At 64.4% G+C, this 25,000-nt stretch carries 30 protein-coding genes and 1 pseudogene; 18 read left to right on the forward strand and 13 right to left on the reverse strand.

Annotation, left to right across the window (positions count from 1 at the left end; genetic code table 11):
• Nucleotides 1-62 precede the first annotated feature (62 nt).
• From ACZYZ7_RS00235 to ACZYZ7_RS00265, 7 genes are all read left to right on the forward strand, one after another.
• Nucleotides 63-302 carry a redoxin NrdH gene (locus tag ACZYZ7_RS00235; protein ID WP_450068656.1) on the forward strand — a complete coding sequence of 80 codons (240 nt, stop codon included), beginning with the start codon at nucleotides 63-65 and terminating at the stop codon, nucleotides 300-302.
• A 37-nt stretch (nucleotides 303-339) separates the two neighbouring features.
• Entirely contained in the window at nucleotides 340-792 is a 453-nt protein-coding gene (gene nrdI, locus ACZYZ7_RS00240) for a class Ib ribonucleoside-diphosphate reductase assembly flavoprotein NrdI (RefSeq protein ID WP_450068657.1), read from the forward strand.
• A 17-nt stretch (nucleotides 793-809) separates the two neighbouring features.
• The gene (nrdE, locus tag ACZYZ7_RS00245) at nucleotides 810-2,927 is read left to right on the forward strand and encodes a class 1b ribonucleoside-diphosphate reductase subunit alpha (RefSeq protein WP_463740529.1); all 2,118 of its coding nucleotides are present in this window, start codon (nucleotides 810-812) and stop codon (nucleotides 2,925-2,927) included.
• 323 nt (nucleotides 2,928-3,250) lie between these two features.
• Nucleotides 3,251-3,391: a hypothetical protein gene (locus ACZYZ7_RS00250; RefSeq protein ID WP_450068659.1), complete on the forward strand. Its 141-nt coding sequence runs from the start codon at nucleotides 3,251-3,253 to the stop codon at nucleotides 3,389-3,391.
• 112 nt (nucleotides 3,392-3,503) lie between these two features.
• On the forward strand, nucleotides 3,504-4,025 hold the full coding sequence (locus tag ACZYZ7_RS00255; RefSeq protein WP_463740015.1) for a DUF2628 domain-containing protein: 522 nt from the start codon (nucleotides 3,504-3,506) through the stop codon (nucleotides 4,023-4,025).
• Between the two features lie 58 nt (nucleotides 4,026-4,083).
• Complete coding sequence (locus ACZYZ7_RS00260) at nucleotides 4,084-4,248, forward strand: hypothetical protein (protein ID WP_450068661.1); 165 nt, start codon at nucleotides 4,084-4,086, stop codon at nucleotides 4,246-4,248.
• Nucleotides 4,249-4,345: 97 nt separating this feature from the next.
• The gene (locus ACZYZ7_RS00265; protein ID WP_450068662.1) at nucleotides 4,346-4,699 is read left to right on the forward strand and encodes a cupin domain-containing protein; all 354 of its coding nucleotides are present in this window, start codon (nucleotides 4,346-4,348) and stop codon (nucleotides 4,697-4,699) included.
• An 82-nt stretch (nucleotides 4,700-4,781) separates the two neighbouring features.
• On the opposite strand, the gene ACZYZ7_RS00270 is transcribed toward ACZYZ7_RS00265, so the two are convergent.
• On the reverse strand, nucleotides 4,782-5,204 hold the full coding sequence (locus ACZYZ7_RS00270) for a CDGP domain-containing protein (RefSeq protein ID WP_450068663.1): 423 nt from the start codon (nucleotides 5,202-5,204) through the stop codon (nucleotides 4,782-4,784).
• Between the two features lie 183 nt (nucleotides 5,205-5,387).
• On the opposite strand from ACZYZ7_RS00270, the gene ACZYZ7_RS00275 reads away from it, so the two are divergent.
• Nucleotides 5,388-5,978: a metallophosphoesterase family protein gene (locus ACZYZ7_RS00275; RefSeq protein WP_463740016.1), complete on the forward strand. Its 591-nt coding sequence runs from the start codon at nucleotides 5,388-5,390 to the stop codon at nucleotides 5,976-5,978.
• Between the two features lie 12 nt (nucleotides 5,979-5,990).
• Here ACZYZ7_RS00275 and ACZYZ7_RS00280 read toward each other — a convergent pair whose 3' ends face one another.
• The 3 genes from ACZYZ7_RS00280 to ACZYZ7_RS00290 all read right to left on the reverse strand — a co-directional run bounded on the left by ACZYZ7_RS00280 (nucleotide 5,991) and on the right by ACZYZ7_RS00290 (nucleotide 7,716).
• A complete protein-coding gene (locus tag ACZYZ7_RS00280; RefSeq protein WP_463740017.1) occupies nucleotides 5,991-6,449 on the reverse strand; it encodes a hypothetical protein in 459 nt (152 codons plus the stop codon).
• Nucleotides 6,450-6,489: 40 nt separating this feature from the next.
• Complete coding sequence (locus tag ACZYZ7_RS00285) at nucleotides 6,490-6,747, reverse strand: hypothetical protein (RefSeq protein ID WP_463740018.1); 258 nt, start codon at nucleotides 6,745-6,747, stop codon at nucleotides 6,490-6,492.
• 582 nt (nucleotides 6,748-7,329) lie between these two features.
• Nucleotides 7,330-7,716: a DUF5997 family protein gene (locus ACZYZ7_RS00290; protein ID WP_450068667.1), complete on the reverse strand. Its 387-nt coding sequence runs from the start codon at nucleotides 7,714-7,716 to the stop codon at nucleotides 7,330-7,332.
• Nucleotides 7,717-7,744: 28 nt separating this feature from the next.
• Between ACZYZ7_RS00290 and ACZYZ7_RS00295 the strand changes: the two genes are divergently transcribed.
• On the forward strand, nucleotides 7,745-8,458 hold the full coding sequence (locus ACZYZ7_RS00295) for a LysR family transcriptional regulator substrate-binding protein (RefSeq protein ID WP_135453515.1): 714 nt from the start codon (nucleotides 7,745-7,747) through the stop codon (nucleotides 8,456-8,458).
• A 2-nt stretch (nucleotides 8,459-8,460) separates the two neighbouring features.
• Here ACZYZ7_RS00295 and ACZYZ7_RS00300 read toward each other — a convergent pair whose 3' ends face one another.
• Nucleotides 8,461-10,698, reverse strand: a complete 2,238-nt coding sequence (locus ACZYZ7_RS00300; RefSeq protein WP_463740019.1) for a M20/M25/M40 family metallo-hydrolase — start codon at nucleotides 10,696-10,698, stop codon at nucleotides 8,461-8,463.
• 560 nt (nucleotides 10,699-11,258) lie between these two features.
• Here ACZYZ7_RS00300 and ACZYZ7_RS00305 point away from each other — a divergent pair.
• Nucleotides 11,259-11,651, forward strand: coding sequence for a hypothetical protein (locus ACZYZ7_RS00305; protein ID WP_463740020.1), 393 nt, complete (start codon nucleotides 11,259-11,261; stop codon nucleotides 11,649-11,651).
• On the opposite strand, the gene ACZYZ7_RS00310 is transcribed toward ACZYZ7_RS00305, so the two are convergent.
• Nucleotides 11,585-12,763: an NAD(P)/FAD-dependent oxidoreductase gene (locus tag ACZYZ7_RS00310; RefSeq protein WP_463740021.1), complete on the reverse strand. Its 1,179-nt coding sequence runs from the start codon at nucleotides 12,761-12,763 to the stop codon at nucleotides 11,585-11,587. The genes ACZYZ7_RS00305 and ACZYZ7_RS00310 overlap by 67 nt on opposite strands.
• Nucleotides 12,764-12,914: 151 nt before the next feature.
• Between ACZYZ7_RS00310 and ACZYZ7_RS00315 the strand changes: the two genes are divergently transcribed.
• The 3 genes from ACZYZ7_RS00315 to nrdF all read left to right on the forward strand — a co-directional run bounded on the left by ACZYZ7_RS00315 (nucleotide 12,915) and on the right by nrdF (nucleotide 16,315).
• Nucleotides 12,915-13,655: a TetR/AcrR family transcriptional regulator gene (locus ACZYZ7_RS00315; RefSeq protein WP_450068671.1), complete on the forward strand. Its 741-nt coding sequence runs from the start codon at nucleotides 12,915-12,917 to the stop codon at nucleotides 13,653-13,655.
• A gap of 80 nt (nucleotides 13,656-13,735) precedes the next feature.
• On the forward strand, nucleotides 13,736-15,277 hold the full coding sequence (locus ACZYZ7_RS00320; RefSeq protein ID WP_463740022.1) for a flavin-containing monooxygenase: 1,542 nt from the start codon (nucleotides 13,736-13,738) through the stop codon (nucleotides 15,275-15,277).
• Nucleotides 15,278-15,352: 75 nt separating this feature from the next.
• Nucleotides 15,353-16,315, forward strand: coding sequence for a class 1b ribonucleoside-diphosphate reductase subunit beta (gene nrdF / locus ACZYZ7_RS00325; RefSeq protein ID WP_064865507.1), 963 nt, complete (start codon nucleotides 15,353-15,355; stop codon nucleotides 16,313-16,315).
• Nucleotides 16,316-16,334: 19 nt separating this feature from the next.
• Here the strand turns inward: nrdF and ACZYZ7_RS00330 are convergent, their stop codons facing one another.
• Nucleotides 16,335-16,877 carry a hypothetical protein gene (locus ACZYZ7_RS00330; protein WP_135453520.1) on the reverse strand — a complete coding sequence of 181 codons (543 nt, stop codon included), beginning with the start codon at nucleotides 16,875-16,877 and terminating at the stop codon, nucleotides 16,335-16,337.
• Nucleotides 16,878-17,171: 294 nt separating this feature from the next.
• On the opposite strand from ACZYZ7_RS00330, the pseudogene ACZYZ7_RS00335 reads away from it, so the two are divergent.
• Together ACZYZ7_RS00335 and ACZYZ7_RS00340 are read left to right on the forward strand one after the other, a co-directional pair.
• Nucleotides 17,172-17,267 (forward strand): annotated as a pseudogene (locus ACZYZ7_RS00335) (DUF2510 domain-containing protein); the annotation flags it as partial.
• A gap of 63 nt (nucleotides 17,268-17,330) precedes the next feature.
• Nucleotides 17,331-17,660 carry a hypothetical protein gene (locus ACZYZ7_RS00340; RefSeq protein WP_463740570.1) on the forward strand — a complete coding sequence of 110 codons (330 nt, stop codon included), beginning with the start codon at nucleotides 17,331-17,333 and terminating at the stop codon, nucleotides 17,658-17,660.
• Nucleotides 17,661-17,672: 12 nt separating this feature from the next.
• Here the strand turns inward: ACZYZ7_RS00340 and ACZYZ7_RS00345 are convergent, their stop codons facing one another.
• From ACZYZ7_RS00345 to ACZYZ7_RS00355, 3 genes are all read right to left on the reverse strand, one after another.
• On the reverse strand, nucleotides 17,673-18,809 hold the full coding sequence (locus ACZYZ7_RS00345) for a transporter substrate-binding domain-containing protein (RefSeq protein ID WP_463740023.1): 1,137 nt from the start codon (nucleotides 18,807-18,809) through the stop codon (nucleotides 17,673-17,675).
• 265 nt (nucleotides 18,810-19,074) lie between these two features.
• On the reverse strand, nucleotides 19,075-19,326 hold the full coding sequence (locus tag ACZYZ7_RS00350) for a hypothetical protein (RefSeq protein WP_454789338.1): 252 nt from the start codon (nucleotides 19,324-19,326) through the stop codon (nucleotides 19,075-19,077).
• A 60-nt stretch (nucleotides 19,327-19,386) separates the two neighbouring features.
• A complete protein-coding gene (locus tag ACZYZ7_RS00355; protein ID WP_463740024.1) occupies nucleotides 19,387-19,638 on the reverse strand; it encodes a hypothetical protein in 252 nt (83 codons plus the stop codon).
• Here ACZYZ7_RS00355 and ACZYZ7_RS00360 point away from each other — a divergent pair.
• Together ACZYZ7_RS00360 and ACZYZ7_RS00365 are read left to right on the forward strand one after the other, a co-directional pair.
• Nucleotides 19,637-19,849: a hemophore-related protein gene (locus tag ACZYZ7_RS00360; protein ID WP_353653676.1), complete on the forward strand. Its 213-nt coding sequence runs from the start codon at nucleotides 19,637-19,639 to the stop codon at nucleotides 19,847-19,849. The genes ACZYZ7_RS00355 and ACZYZ7_RS00360 overlap by 2 nt on opposite strands.
• A 252-nt stretch (nucleotides 19,850-20,101) precedes the next feature.
• A complete protein-coding gene (locus tag ACZYZ7_RS00365; RefSeq protein ID WP_463740025.1) occupies nucleotides 20,102-21,481 on the forward strand; it encodes an alpha/beta hydrolase in 1,380 nt (459 codons plus the stop codon).
• A 1-nt stretch (nucleotide 21,482) separates the two neighbouring features.
• Here ACZYZ7_RS00365 and ACZYZ7_RS00370 read toward each other — a convergent pair whose 3' ends face one another.
• Nucleotides 21,483-22,934, reverse strand: coding sequence for an LLM class flavin-dependent oxidoreductase (locus tag ACZYZ7_RS00370; RefSeq protein ID WP_135453524.1), 1,452 nt, complete (start codon nucleotides 22,932-22,934; stop codon nucleotides 21,483-21,485).
• A gap of 145 nt (nucleotides 22,935-23,079) precedes the next feature.
• Here ACZYZ7_RS00370 and ACZYZ7_RS00375 point away from each other — a divergent pair, with 145 nt between their 5' ends.
• Complete coding sequence (locus tag ACZYZ7_RS00375) at nucleotides 23,080-23,430, forward strand: DUF3349 domain-containing protein (RefSeq protein WP_450068678.1); 351 nt, start codon at nucleotides 23,080-23,082, stop codon at nucleotides 23,428-23,430.
• An 82-nt stretch (nucleotides 23,431-23,512) separates the two neighbouring features.
• On the opposite strand, the gene ACZYZ7_RS00380 is transcribed toward ACZYZ7_RS00375, so the two are convergent.
• Together ACZYZ7_RS00380 and ACZYZ7_RS00385 are read right to left on the reverse strand one after the other, a co-directional pair.
• Nucleotides 23,513-24,562, reverse strand: coding sequence for an NAD(P)-dependent alcohol dehydrogenase (locus ACZYZ7_RS00380; protein ID WP_463740026.1), 1,050 nt, complete (start codon nucleotides 24,560-24,562; stop codon nucleotides 23,513-23,515).
• A 160-nt stretch (nucleotides 24,563-24,722) separates the two neighbouring features.
• Complete coding sequence (locus ACZYZ7_RS00385; RefSeq protein WP_463740027.1) at nucleotides 24,723-24,998, reverse strand: YciI family protein; 276 nt, start codon at nucleotides 24,996-24,998, stop codon at nucleotides 24,723-24,725.
• Between the last annotated feature and the right edge of the window lie 2 nt (nucleotides 24,999-25,000).

Below are 25,000 nucleotides of genomic sequence, written 5' to 3' on the forward strand. Positions count from 1 at the left end.
CCGATCAGTTGCCAGTCACCTGTCTAGTTTGTTCACTTTCCGCAAGAGGAGCCGTACCGAAGATGACCGTCACCGTGTACACCAAGCCCGCATGCGTGCAGTGCAACGCCACCTACAAGGCGTTGGAGAAGCAGGGCATCGCGTTCGAGAAGGTCGACATCACCCTCGACAGCGAGGCCCGTGACTACGTCATGGCGCTCGGTTACCTGCAGGCCCCGGTTGTCGTGGCCGGCAACGAGCACTGGTCGGGCTTCCGTCCGGATCGGATCAAGACACTCAGCACGGTCGCGGCCACTGCGTAACGGAATGTAATCACCACGGGGGAGGACGGAGAACACGATGAGCCACCTCGTCTACTTCTCCAGTGTCTCGGAAAACACCCACCGCTTCGTCCAGAAGTTGCAGTGGCCCGACGACCGAGTCACCCGGATCCCGCTGCGCGGCCGTATCGAGGTGAGCGGGCCCTACGTTCTGATCCTTCCCACCTACGGCGGCGGCCGTGCCACCCCCGACATCAACAACGGCGGCTATGTGCCCAAGCAGGTCATCGCGTTTCTGAACAATGAACACAATCGTTCGTTGATCCGCGGTGTCATCGCCGCGGGCAACAACAACTTCGGTGCGGAGTTCGCCTACGCGGGCGACGTTGTCTCGCGGAAATGCGGTGTGCCGTACCTGTATCGATTCGAACTCATGGGAACTCCGGACGACGTTGACGCTGTCCGTGCGGGGTTGAAAGACTTTTGGAAGGACCAGACGTGCCACCAACCGTCACAGCTGCAGAGCCTGTAACCAACCCCGGGCACGCCCTGCCCGGCGAGACTGATTACCACGCGCTCAACGCGATGCTGAATCTGTACGACGCCGACGGCAAGATTCAGTTCGACAAGGATGTGCTCGCCGCGCGGGAGTACTTCCTGCAGCACGTCAACCAGAACACGGTGTTCTTCCATAGCCAGGACGAGAAGCTCGATTACCTGATCGAGAAGGAGTACTACGAGCGCGAGGTGCTCGATCAGTACAGCCGCAATTACGTGAAGTCACTGCTGGATCGGGCCTTCGCCAAGAAGTTCCGGTTCCCGACCTTCCTGGGCGCGTTCAAGTACTACACCTCTTATACGCTCAAGACCTTCGACGGGAAGCGCTACCTCGAGCGCTTCGAAGATCGCGTGGTGATGGTCGCGCTCACTCTCGCCGCCGGTGACACCGAGCTGGCCGAGAAGCTCGTCGACGAGATCATCGACGGCCGATTCCAGCCGGCCACGCCCACCTTCCTCAACTCGGGCAAGAAGCAGCGCGGCGAGCCGGTGTCCTGCTTCCTGCTGCGCATCGAGGACAACATGGAGTCCATCGGGCGCTCCATCAACTCTGCGCTGCAGCTGTCCAAGCGCGGTGGCGGAGTGGCCTTGCTGCTGACCAACATTCGTGAGCATGGCGCCCCGATCAAGAACATCGAGAACCAGAGCTCGGGCGTCATCCCGATCATGAAGCTGCTGGAGGACTCGTTCTCCTACGCCAACCAGCTCGGAGCCCGCCAGGGAGCCGGTGCGGTGTACCTGCATGCGCACCACCCCGACATCTACCGGTTCCTCGACACCAAGCGTGAGAACGCCGACGAGAAGATCCGGATCAAGACGCTCTCGCTGGGCGTGGTGATCCCGGACATCACCTTCGAGTTGGCCAAGAAGAACGAGGACATGTACCTGTTCTCGCCGTACGACGTCGAGAAGGTTTACGGCGTTCCGTTCGCCGACATCTCGGTGACCGAGAAGTACCACGAGATGGTCAACGACGGCCGGATCCGCAAGACCAAGATCAAGGCGCGCGAGTTCTTCCAGACGCTGGCCGAGCTGCAGTTCGAGTCCGGCTACCCGTACATCATGTATGAGGACACGGTGAACCGGGCCAACCCGATCGCCGGCAAGATCACCCACTCCAACCTGTGCTCGGAGATCCTGCAGGTCTCCACTGCCTCGGAGTTCAACGACGATCTGTCCTATTCCAAGGTGGGCAAGGACATCTCGTGCAACCTGGGGTCGATGAACATCGCGAAGACGATGGACTCACCGGACTTCGCCCAGTCCATCGAGGTGGCCATCCGGGCGTTGACCGCGGTGAGCGATCAGACGCACATCTGGTCGGTGCCGTCGATCGAACAGGGCAACAACAGCTCGCACGCGATCGGCCTGGGGCAGATGAATCTGCACGGGTACCTGGCCCGCGAACGGATTCATTACGGCTCCGAAGAGGGCATCGACTTCACCAACATCTACTTCTACACCGTGCTGTTCCACGCCTTGCGGGCATCGAATCTCATTGCGATCGAACGTGGTACGAGCTTCGGCGGGTTCGAGGACTCCAAGTACGCCTCCGGTGAGTTCTTCGACAAGTACACCGATCAGGTATGGGAGCCGGCCACCGACAAGGTCCGGCAGATCTTCGCCGATGCGGAGATCCACATCCCGACGCAGGACGACTGGAAGCAGTTGAAGGAGTCGGTGCAGAAGCACGGCATCTACAACCAGAACCTGCAGGCCGTCCCGCCGACCGGGTCGATCTCCTACATCAACCACTCGACGTCGTCGATCCACCCCGTGGCGTCGAAGATCGAGATCCGCAAGGAAGGCAAGATCGGCCGGGTCTACTACCCGGCGCCGTACCTGACCAACGACAACCTGGAGTACTACCAGGACGCGTACGAGATCGGCTACGAGAAGATCATCGACACCTACGCCGCGGCGACTCAGCATGTGGATCAAGGTCTTTCACTGACGCTGTTCTTCAAGGACACCGCCGACACCCGCGAGGTCAACAAGGCGCAGATCTACGCCTGGCGCAAGGGCATCAAGACGCTGTACTACATCCGGCTTCGCCAGATGGCGCTGGAGGGCACTGAGGTGGAGGGTTGCGTCTCCTGCATGTTGTAGGCGCGTTCTAACTGAGAAGCAGGCCAGGGGGAATACGTTCCCTGGCCTGCTTCTTTTTTCGGGGCCGCCTGCCGGGCCGGAAGCTGATGTCCCGAATGGGAATCGGGCTCGGTAGCGAGCATTGCGAGCGAATTCATGCCTGGCGCTGTGCAAGTCGTACGGTAACCTCACGACCAGGGATTTCGCCGGTTGGGGGATTGGCATCGCACACGAATTGCAGGTCGACCGGCCGGCCGATCGTGTCCTCGCCGCGGTGACGGAGACGCTCGCCGCAAACGGTCGCGACGAAGCTCCGTGCTGAGCGGCTCCGAGGAGGAATGACGATGGCATACCTGGCGGGACAGCTGCTCTTCTTGGCTGTCGTCGCGGCGCTGATCGGCGGCGTGATCTGGGCGGTGTCGGTGATGCGCAAGCCGCGCCCGCCGCTTGAGGACGACGACGAAGGCGACGACGGTGAGTGGTGAACCGATTCTCTGCGGCGCACACAGCGCGTAGAGACCGCCACTCTGGGGCAGGTGCCGGAATGGCAGCGCCGCAGGCAAACACCGAGTCTCACTCGACAGCTATTATCGCGCGGTGACCGACAACAGCTTTCCTCCTCAGTACTCGCATGACCCGCAGAGCCCATACGGGGCGCAGAACCCCTATGGGGCGCCGAACCCGTATGGGGCGCCCGCGCCGGGCCCGGCGGCCTTCGAGGTGCCCGAGAAGTGGCGCAGCCGGTTCGACTTCTTCTCACGCTACGGCCAGCCCGCGTCCTCGCCCGAGGCAAAGGCCGCGTTCAAGCAGCTCTCGTTCGGACAGCGGATGCGGCTCGGAGCAAACGGTCCGGCGTTCTTCTTCGGCCCGATCTACTTCGCTATCAAGGGGCCTTGGCGCAAGGGCCTCAGCATCTTCGGCATTTCGTTCGTGTTGAGCTTCATCATCGCGCTCATCGAGTTGACCCTGAACCTCACCTTCCCGCCGGCCGCCTACGGCGCCGCAATCGGCGTGCTCTACTCCAGCACCGCGAACTGGGCCTACTTCCTCCACGTCACCCGCGGCAGCACCAGTTGGAACCCGTACGAGGGCGTGCCGCTTTTCGGCCGGAAGAGCTGACGTCCGCGGGCTCGGCCGCGTGGCCGCAGGGTAGGGCCGTGTACGCGAAGATGTTCCGATGTCGACGACCGTTGAGGCCATCCTTGTCACCGCTCTGGTTCTCGGCATCGTTGTCGCGATATTCGGACTGATCTACCTGTGGGAGAAGTGGGGCAAAGGCACGCGGCTGGAGCAGCGCATCGATCGCTTCTTCGACCGCGTGAGCGACATGTTCGACCGGTAGCGTCGCGCATGGCGTGATCGTGGCGTCGGCCAACCGTCCGCCGCAGTACGCCCGAGGGTTCGGGAATTGTGAGCCGGCGCGCAGGGTTCGTGCACATATGACAATAAGCGGTGATGTTGCGTCGTTCGGTCCCAACGCGCCTGGATATGTGTGGAAGTCGACTACGGACGTCGAACCGATCGAAGTCTCTCCAGGTATCACCGTCCAACTGCTCTGGCAGGGTGTCAACGGTGCCAAGGCGGCGGTCACGACCATTGCGCCGGGTGCCGTCTGGGTCGGTGAAGACCTACACGACCCGGGCCCCGAAGAGGTCTATGTTGTCTCCGGGGTCTTCAACGACGGCGTGAATGACTACGCCGCAGGCACATTCCTGCACGCCCCGGCCGGGTCGTGGCATATACCGCAATCCGCGGTGGGGTGTGTGCTGTTCCTTTTCTACCCAGAAGGCTAGACAGTGCGGGGCCGGCAAATGGCCTGCCCCGCTCGAAAAACCTGCAGCGACAGTCGGATTGAGCCTGCATGCGGAAACGGCGCTAGGGCGCTGGCGCTTCTGGGGGCGCGGGCGGAGCCGGTGCCGGGTCGGGCATGTGCCCGGGTTCGTCGGGAAGTACGTCGTCGGCACGCACCTCGTAGGTGTCATCACTCCTGACCTTGTCTTCGACCCAGCCGCCGGGGTAATAGGTGCAGTTGCTGCCCCAATAGGAGTTGGAGCAGCTGCTGGTCGGGTTCTGATAGTGGCGGGGAACTCCGATGACTCGGTGCCGTGTCCAGGACCCGTCGGGGCGGATCGGTTGGTCGCAGATCTGACGCGTCTCCGACCCGAGGAAGCCCCACGGGCGATTCTCGCAGTTGGGAGGAATTTCGGCATTGGCGACGGGCGCGTGGATAGTTGTTGCGCCGATGACCATTCCTAGTCCGAGCAAGAGAAGCGTGCGGCCCATGGCGCTGGCGGTCATTGGGGTCCTTTCGGGTGTCGATGATTGAAGGCAGCGTCAATTTACGTGAACCCGGGCACTTGCAGTGCGCAAATGGCGGTAATGCCTACGGCACCGACAACGTGGCCAAACTCTGTCGCTATGCCTCCAGCGGGGCAGGAAACTCGGTCGCCACGTATCGGGCTTGCCAGCTACCGTGCGCGCGTGGACTTCTTCACCGCCGACCTGCACCTCGCGCACCCGAAGCTGGCGGGTTTGCGCGGGTTCGACACCGTGGCTGCGCACGACGCCGCAGTGATGGCGCCGCTGTATCGGCTCGATCCGAAGCACGACACGTTGTGGGCGCTCGGCGACATCTGCGCCGGCGGTGTGGCGTCCATGGAATCGGCTCTGGCGCAGCTGAGCACGCTGCGGGTGCCGATGCACCTCGTAACCGGTAACCACGACCCGGTGCATCCGATGTACCGGGGCGCGCAGAAGCGCTTCGCCGACTATGCCGCTGTGTTCGCCAGCGTGCAGCAGGTGGCGCGGACGAAGGTGGGCGGTGAAGGCGTGATACTCAGCCACTTCCCATACGCCGACGTCCCGGACAGGTTCTCGCGCAAGAACTTCGACCAATACCAGTTGCCGAACCTCGGGATGTGGTTGATCCACGGACACACACACTCGGACCAGCGACGGTCGGGGAAGCGGTCGATCTGTGTGTCGCTGGAGGCGTGGGATCGGCGGCCGGCATCGGCTGAGGAGATCGCTGTGGAGATGCAGACACCGAGCCTGCATTGCGTCAGGGCGTAGTCGTGGGACGTCCTACCACTTCGAGGTGATCTGGTGCCAGTGTTCGCCGATATTCAGCTGTCGCACATCAACCCCAGCTGAGGTGATCAGCTCCTCGGGGCTGACGAAGAACGCAGAACCGACCGGGGCTCCGCACACGTACCAGCGTTCGCGTCGGCCGCGCTCCGCGGCGATCTCTTCGAGACGACCGAGGACAGCGTGGACGGCGTCGAGGCAGTCGTTGTTGATGTCACGTGCCAGGATCTCCTGACCGTCGAGAGCGATGTAAATCTTGTCGTCGGCCGTGCGCAGGGATGTGCGGGTCACCTGGATGCCGATGTTCGCCAGCACCGCCAGAGCTTCGGTCACCAACTTCTCCACCCATTCCTGCGCCTCGCAGTCGGGGACGTAGTCAGTGTCGACAGTTGCTGCCCGGCCCCAGTATTCGTTGCTCCAGTCACCGAAGAGCTCGTGGATTGTCGTCTCGTCCATTACTGGTTCCTTGCGAACGATTATCTCGTTGAGTGTCGGGTCAGCTCGGTGTCACGATTTCGCCGCGCGGCGGCAGTTGACCGTCGCGGAGCGCCTGGTCGACCTCCGCGAGCAACTCGCTCTCGCTGAGGCCCTCCACGTCTTCCTCGTAGAGGTAGCCGGCATCGAGCGCGCTGCCGTCGGGGTATTCGAGGTAGATCAAGACGCCGTCGTCGAGGTCGTCCAGGACGTAGGTCGTGCCGGCGTACTCCGGGTCGTCACTGACGACCGCGTACGTGGCTCGCACGGAATCTGTCACGTCTCGTAGTCTGCCGCACTTCGGCTACTGCTCCACACGGAACTTTCCGACGATGTCATCCCGGTGGAGTAGCGTTCCTGCTCATGCGCACAACCTCGGCCGGCGGTCTCAGGAGACCGCGGTAGCCCTGCCCCGCAGCGGATCTGCGGACTCGGTGGGGCTGCCCCAGTTCCGAGGATCCGCATGTCTCGCACCGATGCTCACGCTCCCTTCGCCGTCCGCCTGCTCCGAGATGAAGTAACGCATCACCCGGTGCACCTCTGTGGTGGTGACCCGGCGCTCTGCTCCCTTCCTGATCTGGAAGCCGGCTGGACCACAGGTCCCGGCTGCTGCCGATGGGAGTGGACTTTCACCGGCCAGAAGTGGTGCTCGTGCTGGATGTGCCACTGGCAGAGTCGTCGTCAGCCTCGCCGATCGGGTCGGGGTGCGTACCGCGGTCGACTGCGTGGAGTCGCCCGCTTGTGGAACGGCGGAGACAAGGAAGCAGCACTCGATATGTCACCGCTCGAGTTGTCGGTCGTCCAGTGGCCAGTTCTTACCCGCGTACCGCGAAAGAACGTGCGATAACTGGCCATTCGACGTCTAGGCGTCGCGAGCCTGCTCCGCGCGCAGCGCCTTCAGGCGGCGCTGCTCCTGTAGCACGTTCTGGTAGCTCTCGCGTTCGGCGGTCAGCCACTCCGGCTTCTCCTCGAGCAGCTGATCGATCTGCTCGGTGGTCAGCGCATCCCCGACGCCGCCGCGCGCGAGGCCGGCGATCGAGATACCCAACTTGGCCGCCACGAGGTTCTTCGGGTGCGGCCCGTTCTTGCGGAGCTCCTTGAGCCACTGCGGCGGGTCCTCCTGGAGGGCGGCGAGCTCGGCCCTGGTGATCGCGTTCTCCTGGAACTCCGCAGGTGTCGCGGGCAAGTACACGTCCAGCTTCTTCGCCGCCGTGGCGGGCTTCATGGACTGCGCGTTTGGCCTGCTCATGGAACCAGCCTATCGGTAGCCTGAAGCAGTGACCCTGCTGTCCCTCACCCTCGGGTACGTTCCCGGGGGGACCCCGGCGAAGTGGGCGCGGATCTGGGCGGACCGCCACCCCGACGTGCCGCTGCGGTTGAGCTCTGTCGACGCGGCCGACGCGGCCGATGCGGTGCGGGCCGGCACCGTCGACGTGGCGCTGCTCCGGCTACCCGCCGACACCTCTGGGCTGGCCGTCATCCCGCTCTACGAGGAGACAACGGTGGCCGTGGTGCCGGCCGATCATATTTTCAGTGCCGTCGACGCGATCACCACCGCGGACCTCGACGGCGAGCCGACGCTGCTGCCACTCGATGATGTCGTCGACTGGGCGCGTGCTCCCGGAACGCCGGTCGATCACCGCCCGGAGACCACCGCGGATGCCATCGAACTGGTCGCCGCGGGGATGGGCGCTCTCGTCGTTCCCCAGTCGCTGGCACGGCTGCATCACCGCAAGGACCTCACCTACCGGCCGATCACCGACGCACCCACCTGCCACGTGGCGCTCGCCTTCCCCGAAGGGCAGCAGCCGGCACTGGTCGAGGAGTTCATCGGGATTGTGCGGGGCCGTAAGCCCGGATCATCGCGCGGGCAGGCCCAGCCGGCACCGAAACGCACCGCACGGGAGAAGACCCTCGCGAAGCAGGCCGCCCGTGCCGCCGCGGGCAAGGTCGCCCGCAAGCCGGGCCGGACCGAGCGTGGCCGACGCTGACTTCAGGGTTCCGTGACGGTCGTGAACACCGCGACCGTGCTGTCCTGACGGTAGAAGATGTCCGCCGGCGGATCGGCCAGATGCGAGTCCGGGAGCCAGCTGTAGTCGACGACCTGAACTTCGAGTGGCCCGGCCGGCCCGGTGAGCTGCACCTCGATCCCGTCGGCAGGAACGGCCGAGAACTGAAAACCCTGCCGCGGCACCGGTGTGATGTCGCGTCCGGAGACACGCAGCGCCTGTGGCGGGCGGTCATATCGCAGGGCGATCGAGGTCGCCCCGCGGGTTGAGCGCAACTGCAGTCCGACGGTGCGATGGCCGGAATCGGTGGTGTCGGAAAGGATTTCGGCACTCGGCGCGGTCAATGCGCGGACCGGAGCGGAGCCGCTGGCGACCGATTCGGGCCATAGCCCGGCGAACTGTGTTCGTGGCGGGCCCGGCTCGACGAACTGTCGCGTCCAATGATCGGGCCGTTGTTGCGAAACCCACTGTGCTTCATGACGGTCGGCGTCGAGCGCGTAGGACAGATGTGACATCAGCGGATGCCGATCATCGAAGCGGTCGACAGCCAGACCCGCGGCCGCCAGAACCACGGTGAGGGCCAGCGCCGCGGACGGAATGATCGCGGTCCGGCGGCTCGGCCAGGAGTGTGTGAGCGTCGGTAGCAACAGCACGCCGAGCAACATCACCGCCGGAGCTGTGAGGTACGGCGCGCCGGAGACCCCCGCCTGCAGTCCGGAGAATGCCATCGTGCCCAGCATTACCGCACCCGGAACCAGCAAGATCGTGAGTATGGGCAGCCGCCACGGATCGGGCACCACGAAGGTGAGCGAAACACCCAGCGCCGCAGCGAAGACAGGTACTACCACCACGACCGCGGCCGCCGGGGCAATGGCCGTCGATACCGCGCCGATCAACGCCACACCGCACAGCAGTCCCGCGACGGTTGCCGACGCTCCGAACCACCGCCGAGACAGCGCATACCACGCGGCGAGTACGGCCACGCACAAGACGAGTACGGCTGCGTAGTAGAACTCGGGCCGGTACGGATCGACGAACAGCGAGCGGTACTGCGGCCGAATCGCGATGATCGCTTCCCACAGTCCGTAGACAGCGGCCATCGCGACCGGTATCGAAAGCACCGCGGTCGCCGCCGAACCGAGCGAGCGGACGATGCTCGCCTCACCGCTGCACCGCATCCGCCACACCACCCAGCCGGCAACGAGCACTGTGGTGACCGCAAGCACGATGATCACCCAGAGCGGCAGTATCACCAGCACTCCGAACGGCAGTGGGAAGTACGCGCTGTTCTCGTCCACGGAAGTGCCGAGGTCGCGCCGACCGAAATCGTGGGCCAGTGCGAGGGTATTGTCACCGAACTGCTGCACGGTGGCGAGGTTGACCTGGCTGGGATCGTCGAACGGATTGTGGTAGTAGGCATTCCGCCCGACGAACGCCCAATCGAGCACTTGCAGACCGCTGAGGTCAAGGGCGGCGAAATCGGTATTGCTGCCGGTCTGAGCACCGGCCAGGGTAGTCGTCAGCGAGTCGGTATTCGGGTGCGGGGCAGCGCCTACCGCACTGATCAACATGCTGCTCGGTCGGTTCATCCGCCACATCAGGGGCGGGCCGCCCGCCCCACGAGCCTCATGGTTGATGACCACTCCGCCGCGCGGGTCGGCGCCGCCCGACGCCACGAACGCCTCGGCGCCCAGTAGGCCGAGTTCCTCTGCATCCGTCAGCACAACTACCAGGTCATTGCGCAGTTCCGTTGCGCTCGCCTGCAGCGCGCGTACGGCTTCGACGATGGTGGCGACTCCGACGCCGTCGTCGTTCGCGCCGGGGCCCGACGGCACTGAATCGTAATGCGCCATCAGGTAAACGGTGCCGGTGGAGTCGCGTCCGGGCCGGTGCGCGACGACATTCCCCACGCGCGCCATGCCGAGCAGGTCGTGTTCCAGCTGCGCGGGGTATCGGCCGACGCCGTAGCGGATCTCGGTGTCCAAACCCAGATTTCGCAATTGGTCGACGAGATGCTCACGCACCCGGTCGTGTTCGGCGCTACCGACCGGATGCGGCCGCGACGCGATCGCTTTGACCGTGTCGAGCGCGCGCTCGGCGCTGAACATCTCCATGGGTGCGGAGGTATCGCGGTGGCCACGCGGTTGCTGTTCCCATGCGGTGCCGGCCACTACTGCCAACAGGATCGCGAACGCCAGCACCCCGGACAGTCGACGGCCCACCCCACGATCGTATCCGGCCAAGGGGGCCGGATTCCTACCTGATACCGAACGCGTATGTGACGTACCGTAATTGACCGCCACGCACTGTCGCGCGAGATTGATGTCCTGCGTCACAACATGTTTCACCAGCAACCATGATAGATGTCGGTTGGCATTTGCTACGGTTTGGGTTTGCGGCCCGATCGGAATGCTAGGACGGTCCCGGTAGAGCCGGTGAGCAATGCCAACGCCGCCACCAGCATGTATAGGTATTCGCTGGTAAGCGAATACTCTGTCTTGTCAACGAGGTCCAATCCAACCCGGATAACGACGCCAGCGGCCAACCAGCTCAGCAGCACCCGAGCTCCCAAGCTCATCAGAGCTCGAAATCGGTTCATTCGCCGGAGGGTAGCACCGGAACCGGAACGGCGCTGTGCGATAAACGGATCTCGATACTCCGCTATGAAAGTACGCGCAGACCCGAAGGTGACGCATCATTTGCCCGGTCGCGGGGCGGTGCCGCGGCAGCAAATCTACTGATGATCGAATTGATGGCGCGCCCAAGGGATCGCGAATCTGAAGTGAGCGCCCGCCGGGAGCGCCTGGCAGAACAGGACAACATCGGCACCAGCGCGCGAGCAGCAGTCGGTGTCGCCGACGCTGTCAGCCGCAGCACGCTGCTGGACCGCTACTGCGCCGAGATCGGCCGTGATCCGCGGTCGATTATGCGGTCCATGGCCCTGCCGGTGTCCCACGACCAGTTCGGCCAGGCCCAGGGCGCGATCACAGAAGCCCTCGACGCCGGCTTCGGTCATATCGTGCTGATCCTGGCCGCGCCGAATCCCGAGAACGTCGTCACGTTGGGCCGCAGACGAACTCGTCAACAGCCCTGTGTGGCGACGAGTGCCTACGTGTGTTGCGGACTCTGCGCCTTCTTGTACAGCGACTTGAGCAACATGTCGCGGAAGGTGTGATTGTCCAACGCCTTCAGGCCCGCACCCGCGACCGCGGGAATCCCGGCCAGCTTGTTGAAGAAGCGGCCCCGGCGGTATTCACGACCCCACGCGGCGCGCATCCGCTGCTCGTAGTTGGTGAAGTCATCGGGCCCGCCGTTGGTGAGCGCGGCGATCGCGCACTCGCCTGCGGTCAGCCCGGATTCGAGCGCCTTGGAGATGCCCGCACCGGACACCGGCTTGCCGGCGCCCAGCGAGTCACCGGCGAACAGCACACCGGGACGCCACGGCGGCCAGGCGGTGAAGCCCATCGGCAATCGCCAGGCCCGCACGCTCTTGTTCTTCTTGAGTTCCTCGATCGGCGGCAGTTCCCATTCGGCCGGCAGGGTCCGCATGAAGTCGCCGAGGAACTGGGTGGCGTTGATGGACTGCCAGTTCTTGTAGCTGTTGACGTAGCCGAGGCCGATGTTGAACCGGCCGCCGCCCATCGGGAAGACCCAGCCGTAGCCCGGCAGTTGGTCACCCTGGAACATCAGCTTGAGGTAGATCTCGAAGGCATCGCTGTCGGGACGGTTGGCGTGCATCTCGGACCGGATGGCGATAGCTGAGTAGCCGTTGTACTCCGAGTCGATCTTCAGTGCGCGCTTGATGGGGGAGTAGGCACCGTCGGCCGCGATGACCGCGTCGCCGTAGACCTTCTCACCGCTCTTGAGCACCACGCCGACCACCCGGCCCGTGGCGTCGAATTCGGGCCCGGCCACCTCGGCGCCCTGGCGCACCTCGGCACCCGCCGACTCGGCGTGCTTGAGCAACAGCGTGTCCAGTTCGGTGCGGCTCACGGTGTGGCCGTGGTCGGGCATGCCGGGACGCCGCGGGAAGGACAGCTCCCACTCGCTGGGGCTGTACACGGTCACCTTGTTGACCCGATGGAACTTGGCGACTTCGTCGGACAGGCCCATCTTCTGCAGGTAGCTCACCGCGCGGGCGGTCAGCCCGTCACCACAGGGCTTGTCGCGGGGGAACTCCGCCTTGTCCAGGACCAACACCTTGGCGCCGGTCTGAGCGGCCTGCCACGCCGCGGCTGACCCCGACGGGCCGCCACCTGCTATGACCAGGTCGTATCGCTGCGTCATGAGCCTCGTCTCATCGGTTGACTGTGGCTGCGATAGTACCCAAGCGAGGTGTCGGTGGCTTGACGGGCGAACGCCCGGGTCAAACGGTACAACCGCGTGTTGTGAGGCGGTCTGGGCAGGTCAGCGCTATCAGGGCGGGTACAGTGATCGCGTGCGGCGAACGTCGAGATCACATTCCAGCGATGGCCCGGGCGTCAAGGTTGACGCTCGTAGCGAGCGCTGGCGTGAGCACCGAAAGAAGGTGCGGTCGGAAATCGTCGACGCATCATTCCGGGCGATCGACCGGTTGGGCCCCGAGGTCAGCCTGCGGGAAATCGCCGAAGAGGCCGGTACGGCCAAGCCGAAGATCTACCGTCACTTCGCCGACAAGTCAGATCTGTTCCAGGCGATCGGCGAGCGGCTGCGCGACATGCTGTGGTCGGCGATCTTCCCGGTGATCAACCTCGGTGCCGATCCGGCCCGGGAAGTCATCCGCCGCAGCGTCGAACAGTACGTGCTGTTGGTCGACGAACACCCCAACGTGTTGCGGTTCCTGATTCAGGGCCGGTTCGCTGAACAGAGCGAATCGACGATGCGGGCACTCAACGAGGGCCGGGGCATCACCCTGGCGATGGCCGACATGTTCTCCAACGAACTGCGCGAGATGGAACTTGACGGGGCCGCGATCGAACTCGCCGCTTTCGCCACCTTCGGGGCCTGCGCCTCGGCCACGGACTGGTGGCTGGGCACCGACGAGGACAGCCCGCGCCGGATGCCGGCCCAGGAATTCGTCAACCACCTGACCACGATCATGGTCGGTTCCATCAACGGCACCTGTGAACTGCTCGGCATCTGGATCGACCCGGACCTGCCGCTTCATGAGGGTGTCCAGCGTCGCCAGCACGCCAGCTAACCATCTCGTTGACAGTCGGGTCCCAGGTCCGGAGACTGGGAAGTATCCGGTACCGCCGTTCCCAGAAAAGGACCTGAGCTATGACGGCTGCCCAACCCTCGCCGCAGGGTCAGCAACCAATCCACACCCGCGCCCTGATCATCGGCAGCGGGTTCTCGGGGATGGGGATGGCGATCGAGCTGCAACGCCGCGGCGTCGATTTCCTCATCCTGGAGAAGGCCGACGAGTTCGGCGGCACATGGCGCGACAACACCTACCCGGGTTGTGCCTGCGACATCCCGTCGCACATGTACTCATTCTCCTTCGAACCGAAGGCGGACTGGAGCCACATGTGGTCGTTCCAGCCCGAGATCCAGGATTACCTGCTGGGTGTGGCGTCCAAGTACGGGCTGCGCCGTTACACCCGGTTCAACACCCATGTGGACCGCGCGCACTGGGACGACCAGGAGCTGCGCTGGCACGTGTTCAGCGACACCGGCCAGGAGTTCATCGCCCAGTTCCTGGTCTCGGGCGCCGGTGGCCTGCACATCCCGCAGATCCCCGATATCGAGGGCCGTGACGAATTCGCCGGTGTGACTTTCCATTCCGCGCAGTGGGACCACAGTGTCGACCTCACGGGCAAGCGGGTCGCGGTGATCGGCACCGGTGCCAGCGCGATCCAGATCGTGCCTGCGATCGTCGACGACGTCGCCGAGCTGCACCTCTACCAGCGCACCCCGGCCTGGGTCATGCCCCGGGTGAACACCAAGTTCCCGCAATCGATTCGGCGCATGTTCAGCTATGTGCCCGGCACGCGTGCGGCGATGCGCGCGGCGATCTACTGGATCCACGAGGGCGTCGGCTTCGCCATGACGCAGCAGCCATGGCTGCTCAAGATCGGCGAGGCGATGGGGCGCTACAACATCAACCGCAGCATCAAAGACCCCGAGCTGCGTCGCAAGCTCACGCCGCGCTACCGCGCCGGGTGTAAGCGAATTCTCAACTCCGACACTTACTACCGCGGGATCGCCAATCCCAAGACCCAGGTGATCACCGAGTCCATCGCCCGCATGACGCCGACCGGCATCGTCACCGCCGACGGCGTCGAGCATCCGGTCGACGTCGTGGTATTCGCCACCGGCTTCCATGTCACCGACTCCTACACCTACGTCGACATCAAGGGTTCCGGCGGTGAGGATCTGGTCGACCGGTGGAACCGCGAGGGGATGGCCGCGCACCGCGGTGTCGCTGTCGCGGGCATGCCGAATCTGTTCTTCCTGCTCGGGCCCAACACCGCGCTGGGGCACAACTCGGTGGTGTTCATGATCGAGCAGCAGATCCGCTACGTGGGTCAGGCGATCGCCGCCGTCGACAAGGCCGGCGCCGAGGCGCTCTCACCCAACCCCCGCGCCCAGGCGGAGTTCAATGCCGAGCTGCAACGTGATCTGGCCGACACGGTGTTCAATACCGGAGGTTGCCGGAGCTGGTACATGGACGCCCACGGCGTCAACCGCACCCTGTGGAGCGGCATGACCTGGCAGTACTGGCTGGCAACGCGCAAGCTGGATCCCGCGGAATTCGATTTCCTCAAGGCTGGGCGCGACACGAAAACACTAGATGTTCCGGTCCCCGCGGGTGGTTAGCCCCAGGGGTAGTGTCATGGGTATCTGCTGGCAAACACAACGACCTGGTGAAATGAGGTTCCGGTGAGCGAAGGCATGAAGCTGATCGACCGCGTCTCTGCGATCAACTGGAACCGGCTCCAGGATGAGAAGGACGCCGAGGTCTGGGATCGGCTCACCGGCAATTTCTGGTTGCCGGAGAAGGTGCCGGTGTCCAACGACATCCCGTCGTGGGGAACGCTGACCGCGCACGAGAAACAGCTCACCATGCGCGTGTTCACCGGCCTGACGCTGCTGGACACCATCCAGGGCACCGTCGGCGCCGTCAGCCTGATCCCCGACGCGCTCACTCCCCACGAGGAAGCCGTCTACACCAACATCGCGTTCATGGAGTCGGTGCACGCCCGCAGCTACTCCAACATCTTCTCCACCCTGTGCTCGACGGCTGAGATCGACGACGCGTTCCGCTGGTCGGAAGAGAACCCGAACCTGCAGCGCAAGGCCGAGATCGTCATGCAGTACTACAAGGGTGACGAGCCGCTCAAGCGCAAGGTGGCCTCCACGCTGCTGGAGAGCTTCCTGTTCTACTCGGGCTTCTACCTGCCGATGTACTGGAGCAGCCGGGCCAAGCTGACCAACACCGCCGACATGATCCGGCTGATCATCCGCGACGAGGCCGTGCACGGCTACTACATCGGCTACAAGTACCAGCGTGGGCTGGCCCTGGTCGACGAGGAAAAGCGTACGGAGCTCAAGGATTACACGTACGAGCTGCTCTTCGAGCTGTACGACAACGAGGTCGAGTACACCCAGGACCTCTACGACGAGGTCGGGCTCACCGAGGACGTCAAGAAGTTCCTGCGCTACAACGCCAACAAGGCGCTGATGAACCTCGGTTATGAGGCGTTGTTCCCGAAGGACGAGACCGACGTGAACCCGGCGATCCTGTCTGCGCTCTCGCCGAATGCCGACGAGAACCACGACTTCTTCTCGGGCTCGGGTTCCTCGTACGTGATCGGCAAGGCTGTCGTCACCGAAGACGAGGACTGGGACTTCTAGTCACGCGGTTTTCTCGCCACTAGTTGGCGTACGGGTTGCGTCCCTCGCCGGTGTTGAGCAGCAGCGGATTGTTCGGATCGAGGACATGGCTGCTCGCCGGGCTGAGGACGAACCCAGCCCCGTCAAACGAGTTGCTGCACATCGTCACCGTGCCGTCGGTCCCACACGTCACATTGCGGAAGCTGATGCGTGATCCGGGCAGCAGCCGGTTCGGCAGCCCGTCGAACACGAACAGCGGCCGGTTGTCGCTGACGAACGTGGGCAACCCCTGTTGCGCGCCCGTGACCGCGTTGGCCCCATCTGGTGCTGCGGGCAGCGGGCCACTGCAACCGTAATTGCCCGACTTGCGGCTGATGGCGCATGCGATATCGCCCGGCACCGCGAATGCGTAGTACTCGCCGTTCTGCATCGCGAAGTCCGACGGCTTCACCGGCGTAAGCGCATTGAGATTGAGCGGCGGTGGGGGCGGAGGCGGGGGCGGGTCCGCTGCAGCCACGCCCGGGATGCAGAGGCCGGCGCCGACCGCCGCGCTCACCAAAGCCATCAGAAGTCTCCTGCGCATCGGTTCACCTTATGACGTCACATCGAGGCACGCAGTAACACCGGGGCGTTAACGTGCCTGGCCCGGCAACCGTCGCAAGTGGCGTGCTCTCGAATCTGGTCGATCCGTCCGCACCGATGATCACGCCGTTCTTTTGTCCCGATCGACGGATCTGGTGTCGACTTGGCCGTGGGCTGTATACGTGTGCCCCAATTCGGTTGATGCAACTTGGCCGTCGGTGACGGGCGGGCGCGCTATTCTCCCGTCGAGATCTCTGCAGTCCGAACCGGGGAGGACCTATCGATGACGGTGCCCATGCCGCCAGGCTGGTATGACGACCCGGACGGGTCACCCAACTCCGAACGCCGCTGGGACGGCCAACAGTGGACTCCAGAACAGCGGATGAAATCCGGGTCGAACCCTCAACCGGCCTACCCACAACCCACTCCACCGCCACTGCAACCACCGCCACCGATGGCACAGATGCAATATCCGCCGCTACCCGCTCACGCGTCGTATTCGCCGCCGCCGTATCCGCAACCGGATGTGCACGCGCAGTATCCGCTACCGCCACAGGCTCAATATGCGAACGGGTCCGCGTCGTCCAATCTCTTCTCGATCATTGCCTTTGTATGCGCGGGTGTCTCCGTGCTGTTCTGCCCGATCCTGTTCGGGCCGGCCGGCCTAATTCTCGGAGCGGTCGGCCTCACGAAGAAGGAACGCTTCGCGCCTATCGCAATCGCCGCGGCGGCCGGCGGCATGATCGCGGGGATCGTGCTCGGAGTGGCTGTTTGGGCCAATTAGCCGGATTTGGTTTCAGCTGGCGCCGGCGGCGGTTGCGACGTCGTCGCCGAACCACTTCTCTTTGATCAGGTTGTAGGTTCCGTCTTCGCGCATACGAAACAAGGCCTGATCGATCGGTTTACGCAATGGGCTGTTGGTGCTGATGACAAAGCCCTGGTTCTCGTCTTGGAACACCGGACCGGCCGTGACTGCGACGCCTTCACCGCGGTGAGCGACGTAGTAACGCAGCACCGGGGCATCGAAAACGACAGCGTCATAGCCCTCTTCGCGCAGTAAGTGGTACGACTCCTCGATGGTGGATGTCTCGGTAGCGTCAATGCCCATCGAGTGAAGGAAATCCGCCGCCGTCGTCCCGTGCACCGTAGCCACGGATTTCTCGTAAAGATCAGCCGGACCGGTGATTTTCGCGTCCAGCTTTGCCACGGTCAGGGTCGCGCTGAGGTTGGCCGAGTAAAACGACACGAACACGATTGCGGCAAAACCCCACAGGATCGCCAGCGCCTTGGTGATCGTTTGGGTTGCCGAGACGCTCTGGCGTCCGACCAGCGAACCCATTCCCCAGCCGAACGCCTGAAAAATGCCCGGGAAGTACGACCGCGACACCACGGGCCGTTCACTGCGTCGCCGCTCCACCAGCCAGAAAACATGGGCGGGAACAACACTGACCACCACCGCGGCAGCGAGCCAGACCAACATCGTGCGTGACAGCAGCAGGTCAAGATAGCCGCCCAACCCAGGCACCGAAGGCCGGGTGTCCTGCACCGGGACGATGATCTGCAATCCCGCGTCCAGGGTCGGTTGGGTGAAGTCGAACGACTGTTCGCGCTGCGCCGTCAGTGAAATTCCGCCGACCGCGACATCAGCACGTCGGGCAGTCACCGCCGCCAGCTGCCCGCGGACATCATCAGTGGTCAGGTAGTCGGTTGTCCATCCCACACGTTTGGCAACTTCGTCCCACAGATCGATGCTGAACCCAGTGAGTTCCCCGCTGCTGGTTCGCATCACAAACGGCTCTAGTTGATGGACGGCAACGCTGACCGTCTCCGCCGTTGTTCCTGGGTCTTTGGGGGGCGCCGGCTCGGCAGCGGCCCGCGCTGCAACAGCGGGTCCCATCGCAAGCAACGACGAGGCGATCGCGAGAGCCGCCAACCCCAAGCATCGACGTATCAGCACACTACCTACACTTCCTGCCCGCATGGCAAGTGTTACAACCACACGAAGCGTGACGGTGCCACCAGAGCGTCTTTCACCATGCCAGGCGCTGACGCTGCGTAACACTCGACCCGTGCCGGTTCAGCTGTTTCTCGGGTGGGGCGGGCTTTCACCGCCGACCCGGCTCACGTGCGACCATCAACCAGGGCAGTCGTGTAAACACGCTGCGGTACAACAAGGTTGAACAGTTGGCGATTCGCGATCAGATGAAGCCGAAACCGGGGAAGCCGTAGAACTCATCCTCGCCGGGGTACACCCCTGGGGTGGCGTCGATTTGGGTATTGCCTTCGGATGCGCACTCGGTGGTCTGCCCACCAGCTACCGAGCTGCCACCGGTCACCTGGCATTGCGGCAGCAGTGAGGGATCGGCGCCGGCGTTCGGCGCGCCCAGCAGTGCAACAGCCGCACCGACCACCGCAGCACTCCCAATCAGAACCTTACGAACTTGCGGCATTTGCGACGACACCTTCCGTTTTGGCGCGAACCACATCCACGACACCTGCTGACCCGCTGGTTATCTCGATCCGTGCACCTGATTGTCACGCACGATATGGTTGCATGCAAACATTAACCGCAGCTCGTAAACCGGAACCGATGATTGATGGAGTCGCATGAAGCCTGCAATGCATTCGCTTGGCCGTGCCACCGCGGCGGCACTGGGAACGGCGGCGGTAATCCTGAGCGCGTCGGCAACCGCCTCCGCCGAGGCGCCGAACTGCACAACTGCTGACGTGACCGCCGTGATGGCAAGTGTTTCGACAAACATGACCGGCTACTTGTTCACCCACCCGGACGTCAACGCGTTCTTCACCGGGCTGCAGGGGCAGAGCAAGTCCGCGACAGCCGCGCAGACGAAGGACTACCTCAACCAGAATCCGCAGGTACGCGCCGAGCTCGACGCGATCCGGGCGCCGGCGCTGGACCTGCGCAATCGCTGCAACATCCCGCTGGAAGCCGAGATATCCGGCGTGATCTGAGAGTCACACTTTCGCTGGTAGTACCGGAGCCTGCAGAGGCTCACAGGCGTGGAGGTGCGCGGTCCTACCGACCACGGCGCCCCCGAGGCGCGTTGTTGGATTTGGTTGCGTCGCAACGTGATCGGATCAGAAGTATTCATCGCACCGGCGGTTCCGGCCGGGACGGCGGGCGATGACGACGTCGTGGCGTGCACCTGCCCATGCAGAAACCACTCAGCGAGTTGACAGCTGGCGTTGATAGGAAATGAGCTGATGTACCAGCTCATTGCACAGATCTCGCTGATCCACGGCTGGTTCCCATTTGCCGTGCAGGCGATCGCGGCCCTGCTGCTGGGAGCCGCGGTGGGCTGGCGCTCGCCGCGCTGGCGCCGTAGGTTGCTGCCGGTGCTCGTGGTCACGGCGGCGGTGCTGGCGGCCGTGACCTACTGGTATATCGACTCGATCGGGGTAGCGGGCAACGCCGGGCCACCGGAGCTGTGGGTCTGGATCGCATTGACCGCGCTGGCCGCCGGGGTTGCGTTGCTGGGTTGGGTGAGTGCCCGATGGTGGCGACGGACCGCGTCGGTCGCGTCGGTCGGGGTCTGCGGGCTGGCCTGTGTGCTGACACTGAACATCTGGGTCGGATATTTCCCGACTGTGGACGCCGCCTGGAAGCAGCTCACCTCGAGCCCACTGCCGGGGCAGACGGACCGGTTGACCGTGACGAAGATGCAGCTCGCCCACTTCCGGCCGACAAGCGGCGTTCTGGTCCCGGTCACCATCGACTCGACGGATTCGGGGTTCAGCCACCGCGGTGAACTCGTCTACCTGCCGCCGGCCTGGTTCGCCGGCAATCCGCCGCCGCAACTTCCGGCCGTGATGATGATCGGCTCGCAACTGAACACCCCAGCCGACTGGCTACGCGCAGGCAACGTGCTGGGCATCCTCGACGGCTTCGCGGCAGCCCACGACGGCAACGCGCCGGTGTTCGTATTCGTCGATGCCACCGGCTCATTCACCAACGACACCGAGTGCGTCAACGGCGTCCGGGGCAATGCCGCCGACCATCTGACCAAAGACGTTGTTCCGTATCTCATCTCGAACTTCGGTGTGCGCCCCGATCGTGACGGGTGGGGGATCGCAGGCTGGTCGATGGGTGGTACCTGCGCGGTGGACCTGACCCTGATGCACCCGGACATGTTCAGGTCATTCATCGACATCGCTGGGGACCTGCGACCCAACACCGGCGACAAGACGCAGACGATCAACCGGCTCTTCGGTGGGGACGCCGACGCGTGGGCGGCCTACGACCCGGTCACCATCATGCGCAGCCACGGCCCGTACTCCGATGTCACGGCGTGGTTCGAGGTGCCGATCTCGCAGCGTGGTGCGAACACGCACGATCCCACGGCGAATCCCGAGGCTCAGGACGTCGCCGCGAGCACGCTGTGCGGCGCGGCCCGCGCGGACGCCATCACGTGCTCGGTGCAGACCGCGCCGGGCCGCCACGACTGGGCATTCGCCGCCAACGCGTTTGGCGCCGCCCTACCGTGGCTGGCCGGCCAGCTGGGCACCCCCGGCGTGGAACAGACCGAACTGCCACCGTCGACGTTGGGGTCGCAGCCCACCAACGTCCAGGCCGCACCGCGCTGAGTCAGCGGCCCCGCGCGGGCTGGGCAGCCGTCGATGCTGACGAGGACGGCAGAGTCGACGGGCGTTCGATGATGGTCGAATTCTGCCCTCCCACGCGGTAACTGGCACCGCGATGCTCATCGGCCAGGCGATCGCCGTGCCCCAGCAGCTTGTTGCGCAGACTGCCCGGCGCGTATGCCGGCTGGTAGGCACCGCGCTCGGTGAGGACCGGAACGACGTGCTCGATGAATTCCGAGAAGGATCCCGGCGTGATCGCATAGGCCAGGTTGAAGCCGTCGACGTCGGTCTCCTCGACCCACTCCTGCAGGGTATCGGCGACGTGCACACCCGACCCGACGATGCGCGGCCCCATGCCGCCGATTTCACCCCACTCGGCGATATCCCGCACATTCCACTCACCGCCCTTGTCCGAAGCGGACTGAAATGCCTTGACCGCGGACAGGATTGCGTTGGAATCGACATTGCCGATCGGTTCGTCGAGGCCGTAACGGGCCAGATCCACGCCCATCCACCCGGACATGAACACCAGTGCGCCCTCGGGATCGCCGTAGGCCAGATACTCGGCGTGCCTGGCGTGGGCTTCTTCGTCGGTCTCGCCGGTGATGATGGTCGTGAGGTTGAATATCTTGGCCGAGTACGGATCCCGGCCCGCCAACTCAAGCTCGGCCCGTATCGTGGAAACTGTTTCGCGCAGAAGGGCTTTGGTGGGAGCGGCGGTGAAGATCGCCTCGGCGTTCTCCGCGGCGAAGCGGACCCCGCGCGGCGAGGAACCGGCCTGGTAGATGACCGGCGTGCGCTGCAGCGACGGTTCGGCCAGATGCACCCCGGGGACGCTGAAATGAGTGCCGGAATGACCGATATGGTGCACCTTGGCCGGGTCGGTGAAGACTCCGCGTTCGGCGTCGCGCACCACCGCGTCGTCCTCCCAGGAGCCCTCCCACAACTTGTAGAGCACCTCGAGGTACTCGTCGGCATGGTCGTAGCGGGCATCGTGCGCCGGTTGGTCGGTCTGGCCCATATTGCGTGCTGCCGCAGGAAGATACCCGGTGACGATGTTCCAGCCGACCCGGCCGTTGGTCAGATGGTCGAGCGTCGACATCCGCCGGGCGAACGGATACGGATGCTCGAATCCGGTACCAGTGGTGATTCCGAACCCCAGATTCTCGGTGACCAGCGCCATCGCCGATACCAGCAGCATCGGGTCGCCGACCGGGATCTGGGCGGCCTGGCGGATCGCCGCTTCGTCGCTGGCCCCGTACACGTCGTAGGTGCCCAGCACGTCCGCGATGAACAGGCCGTCAAAACGCCCGCGTTCCAACAACTTCGCCAGCTCGGTCCAGTAGGTGATGTCTTTGTAGCGCCAGGACTGATCGTCTGGATGACGCCACAAGCCCGGCGACTGGTGGGCGACGCAGTTCATGTCAAAAGCGTTGAAACGGATCACACGGGTCACTGCGCCGAGAATGCCGGGACAGCGGTGGACGGTCACCGGTTGCGCTCAGCGGGATTGTATTTGGCGGTGAACCACGAATGAATGGCCGCCCAACTGTCGGCTCCTCCAGTGGTGGGTTGGCCTCGCAACCGCGAAACTTAGTCGGGTGTCAACAAAGTCGCTGCTGATCTCGGTCCTGAACTGGCTGCGCGCCGGCTACCCGGAAGGCGTGCCGGGCACCGATCGCGTGCCTCTGCTCGCGCTGCTGCGGGCTACCCCGCTGACCGAGGAACAGGTGGCCGAGGTGGTGCGCAACCTCGCTGAGGCTGCGGCACCTGCCGACGTCGACCATCCCATCGACCGCGACGACATCGCGGAATTCATCGCCGAAGTCACCGACCACGATGCCGGTCCGGAGAACATTCAGCGGGTGGCGGCCAAACTGGCCGCTGCGGGCTGGCCGCTGGCCGGGGTCGAACTGCAGTCCCACACCGGTCAGGAGTCAGAGGCCCGATAACGCGTTACGCCGCGGATTGCGGTCACTATGTGACGGCAATCCGCGGCGTTGACGACTCGGGATTGTTTGACCGGGCTGCGGACTAGCCGCGCAGTGAGGCGGTGTCGATCACGAAGCGGTACCGCACATCACTGGCCAGCACCCGCTCGTAGGCCTCGTTGATGTAATCGGGCTGGATGACCTCGATCTCGGGGGTCACGTTGTGCTCGGCGCAGAAGTCGAGCATCTCCTGGGTCTCCAGGATGCCGCCGATCATCGAACCGGACAGGCTGCGGCGGTAGGCGCCGAGCGGGAAGAACGGCACCACCAGCGGCTTCTCCGGCGCTCCGAGCTCCACCAGCGTGCCGTCGGTCTTGAGCAGGCCCAGGTAGGCGCCGAGGTCGAGATTGGCTGACACGGTGTTGAGGATGAGGTCGAAGCTGCCGGCCAGCTTGCGGAAGGTGTCCGGGTCGCTGGTCGCGTAGTACTCGTCGGCGCCCAGTCGCAGGCCGTCTTCCATCTTCTTCAGCGACTGTGACAGCACGGTGACGTGCGCGCCCATCGCGTGTGCGAGCTTGACGCCCATGTGGCCCAGCCCGCCGAGGCCGATCACGGCGATCTTCTTGTCTGGCCCGGCGTTCCAGTGGCGCAGCGGTGAGAACAGCGTGACGCCGGCGCACAGCAGGGGAGCGGCCTTGTCCAGAGGAATCGAATCGGGGATGCGCAGGACGTAGTTCTCGTCGACGACGATCGCGCCGCTGTAGCCGCCGTAGGTCGGGGTGCCGTCGCGCCCGGTCGCGTTGTAGGTGCCGATCATGCCGCCGCCGGTGCAGTACTGCTCCAGCCCGGCCTTGCAGTTGTCGCACTCCCGACAGGAGTCGACGAAGCAGCCGACACCGACATGGTCGCCGACCTTGTACTTGGTGACCTCCGAGCCCACGGCGGTCACCACGCCGGCGATCTCATGACCGGCCACCACGGGGTAGTTGGGGGTGCCCCACTCGCCCTTCACGGTGTGGATGTCGGAGTGACAGATGCCTGCGAAATGGATGTCGAAGGCCACGTCATGAGGCCCTACTTCACGGCGGGTGATGGTGGTCTTGGCCAGCGGTTCGGTCGCCGAATTGGCGGCATAGGCATAAACAGTGCTCATCAAAGCCCTCTTTGCTCGTCGTCTGTGCGTATCCCGGAAAAGGTTAGTCCGGTTAACTGAATACTGCCTGAGCGGCAGTCTCGTAGCTGCAACGACGCAGGCAGCGGCGATAATCCCGCCGCCGGTGTGACAAATCTCCCCGATCGAAGCCGGGCGCGGGTCACAACCCGGGTGCGCGGACCGACCCGTTGAAGGACACGCGCTCGCAGCGAATGAGCCCGGCCAGGGTGTAGGGGTCGCGGGCGATGACGTCCTCTACCTCCGCTTCGCTGAGGTCCCCGGTGACCAGGACCGCGCCGGTCGCTGATTCCAGACGTCCGGCCAACAGGATGCGGCCCGCGGCCACTTCCTCCTTGAGCCACGCGACGTGCGCGGGGCGGGTCTGGTCGACGACGTCGATGGGTTGCACGTAAGTCGTGGTGAGGACGTGGAACATGC

It is taken from the genome of Mycobacterium sp. IDUB_17 (assembly GCF_055419465.1).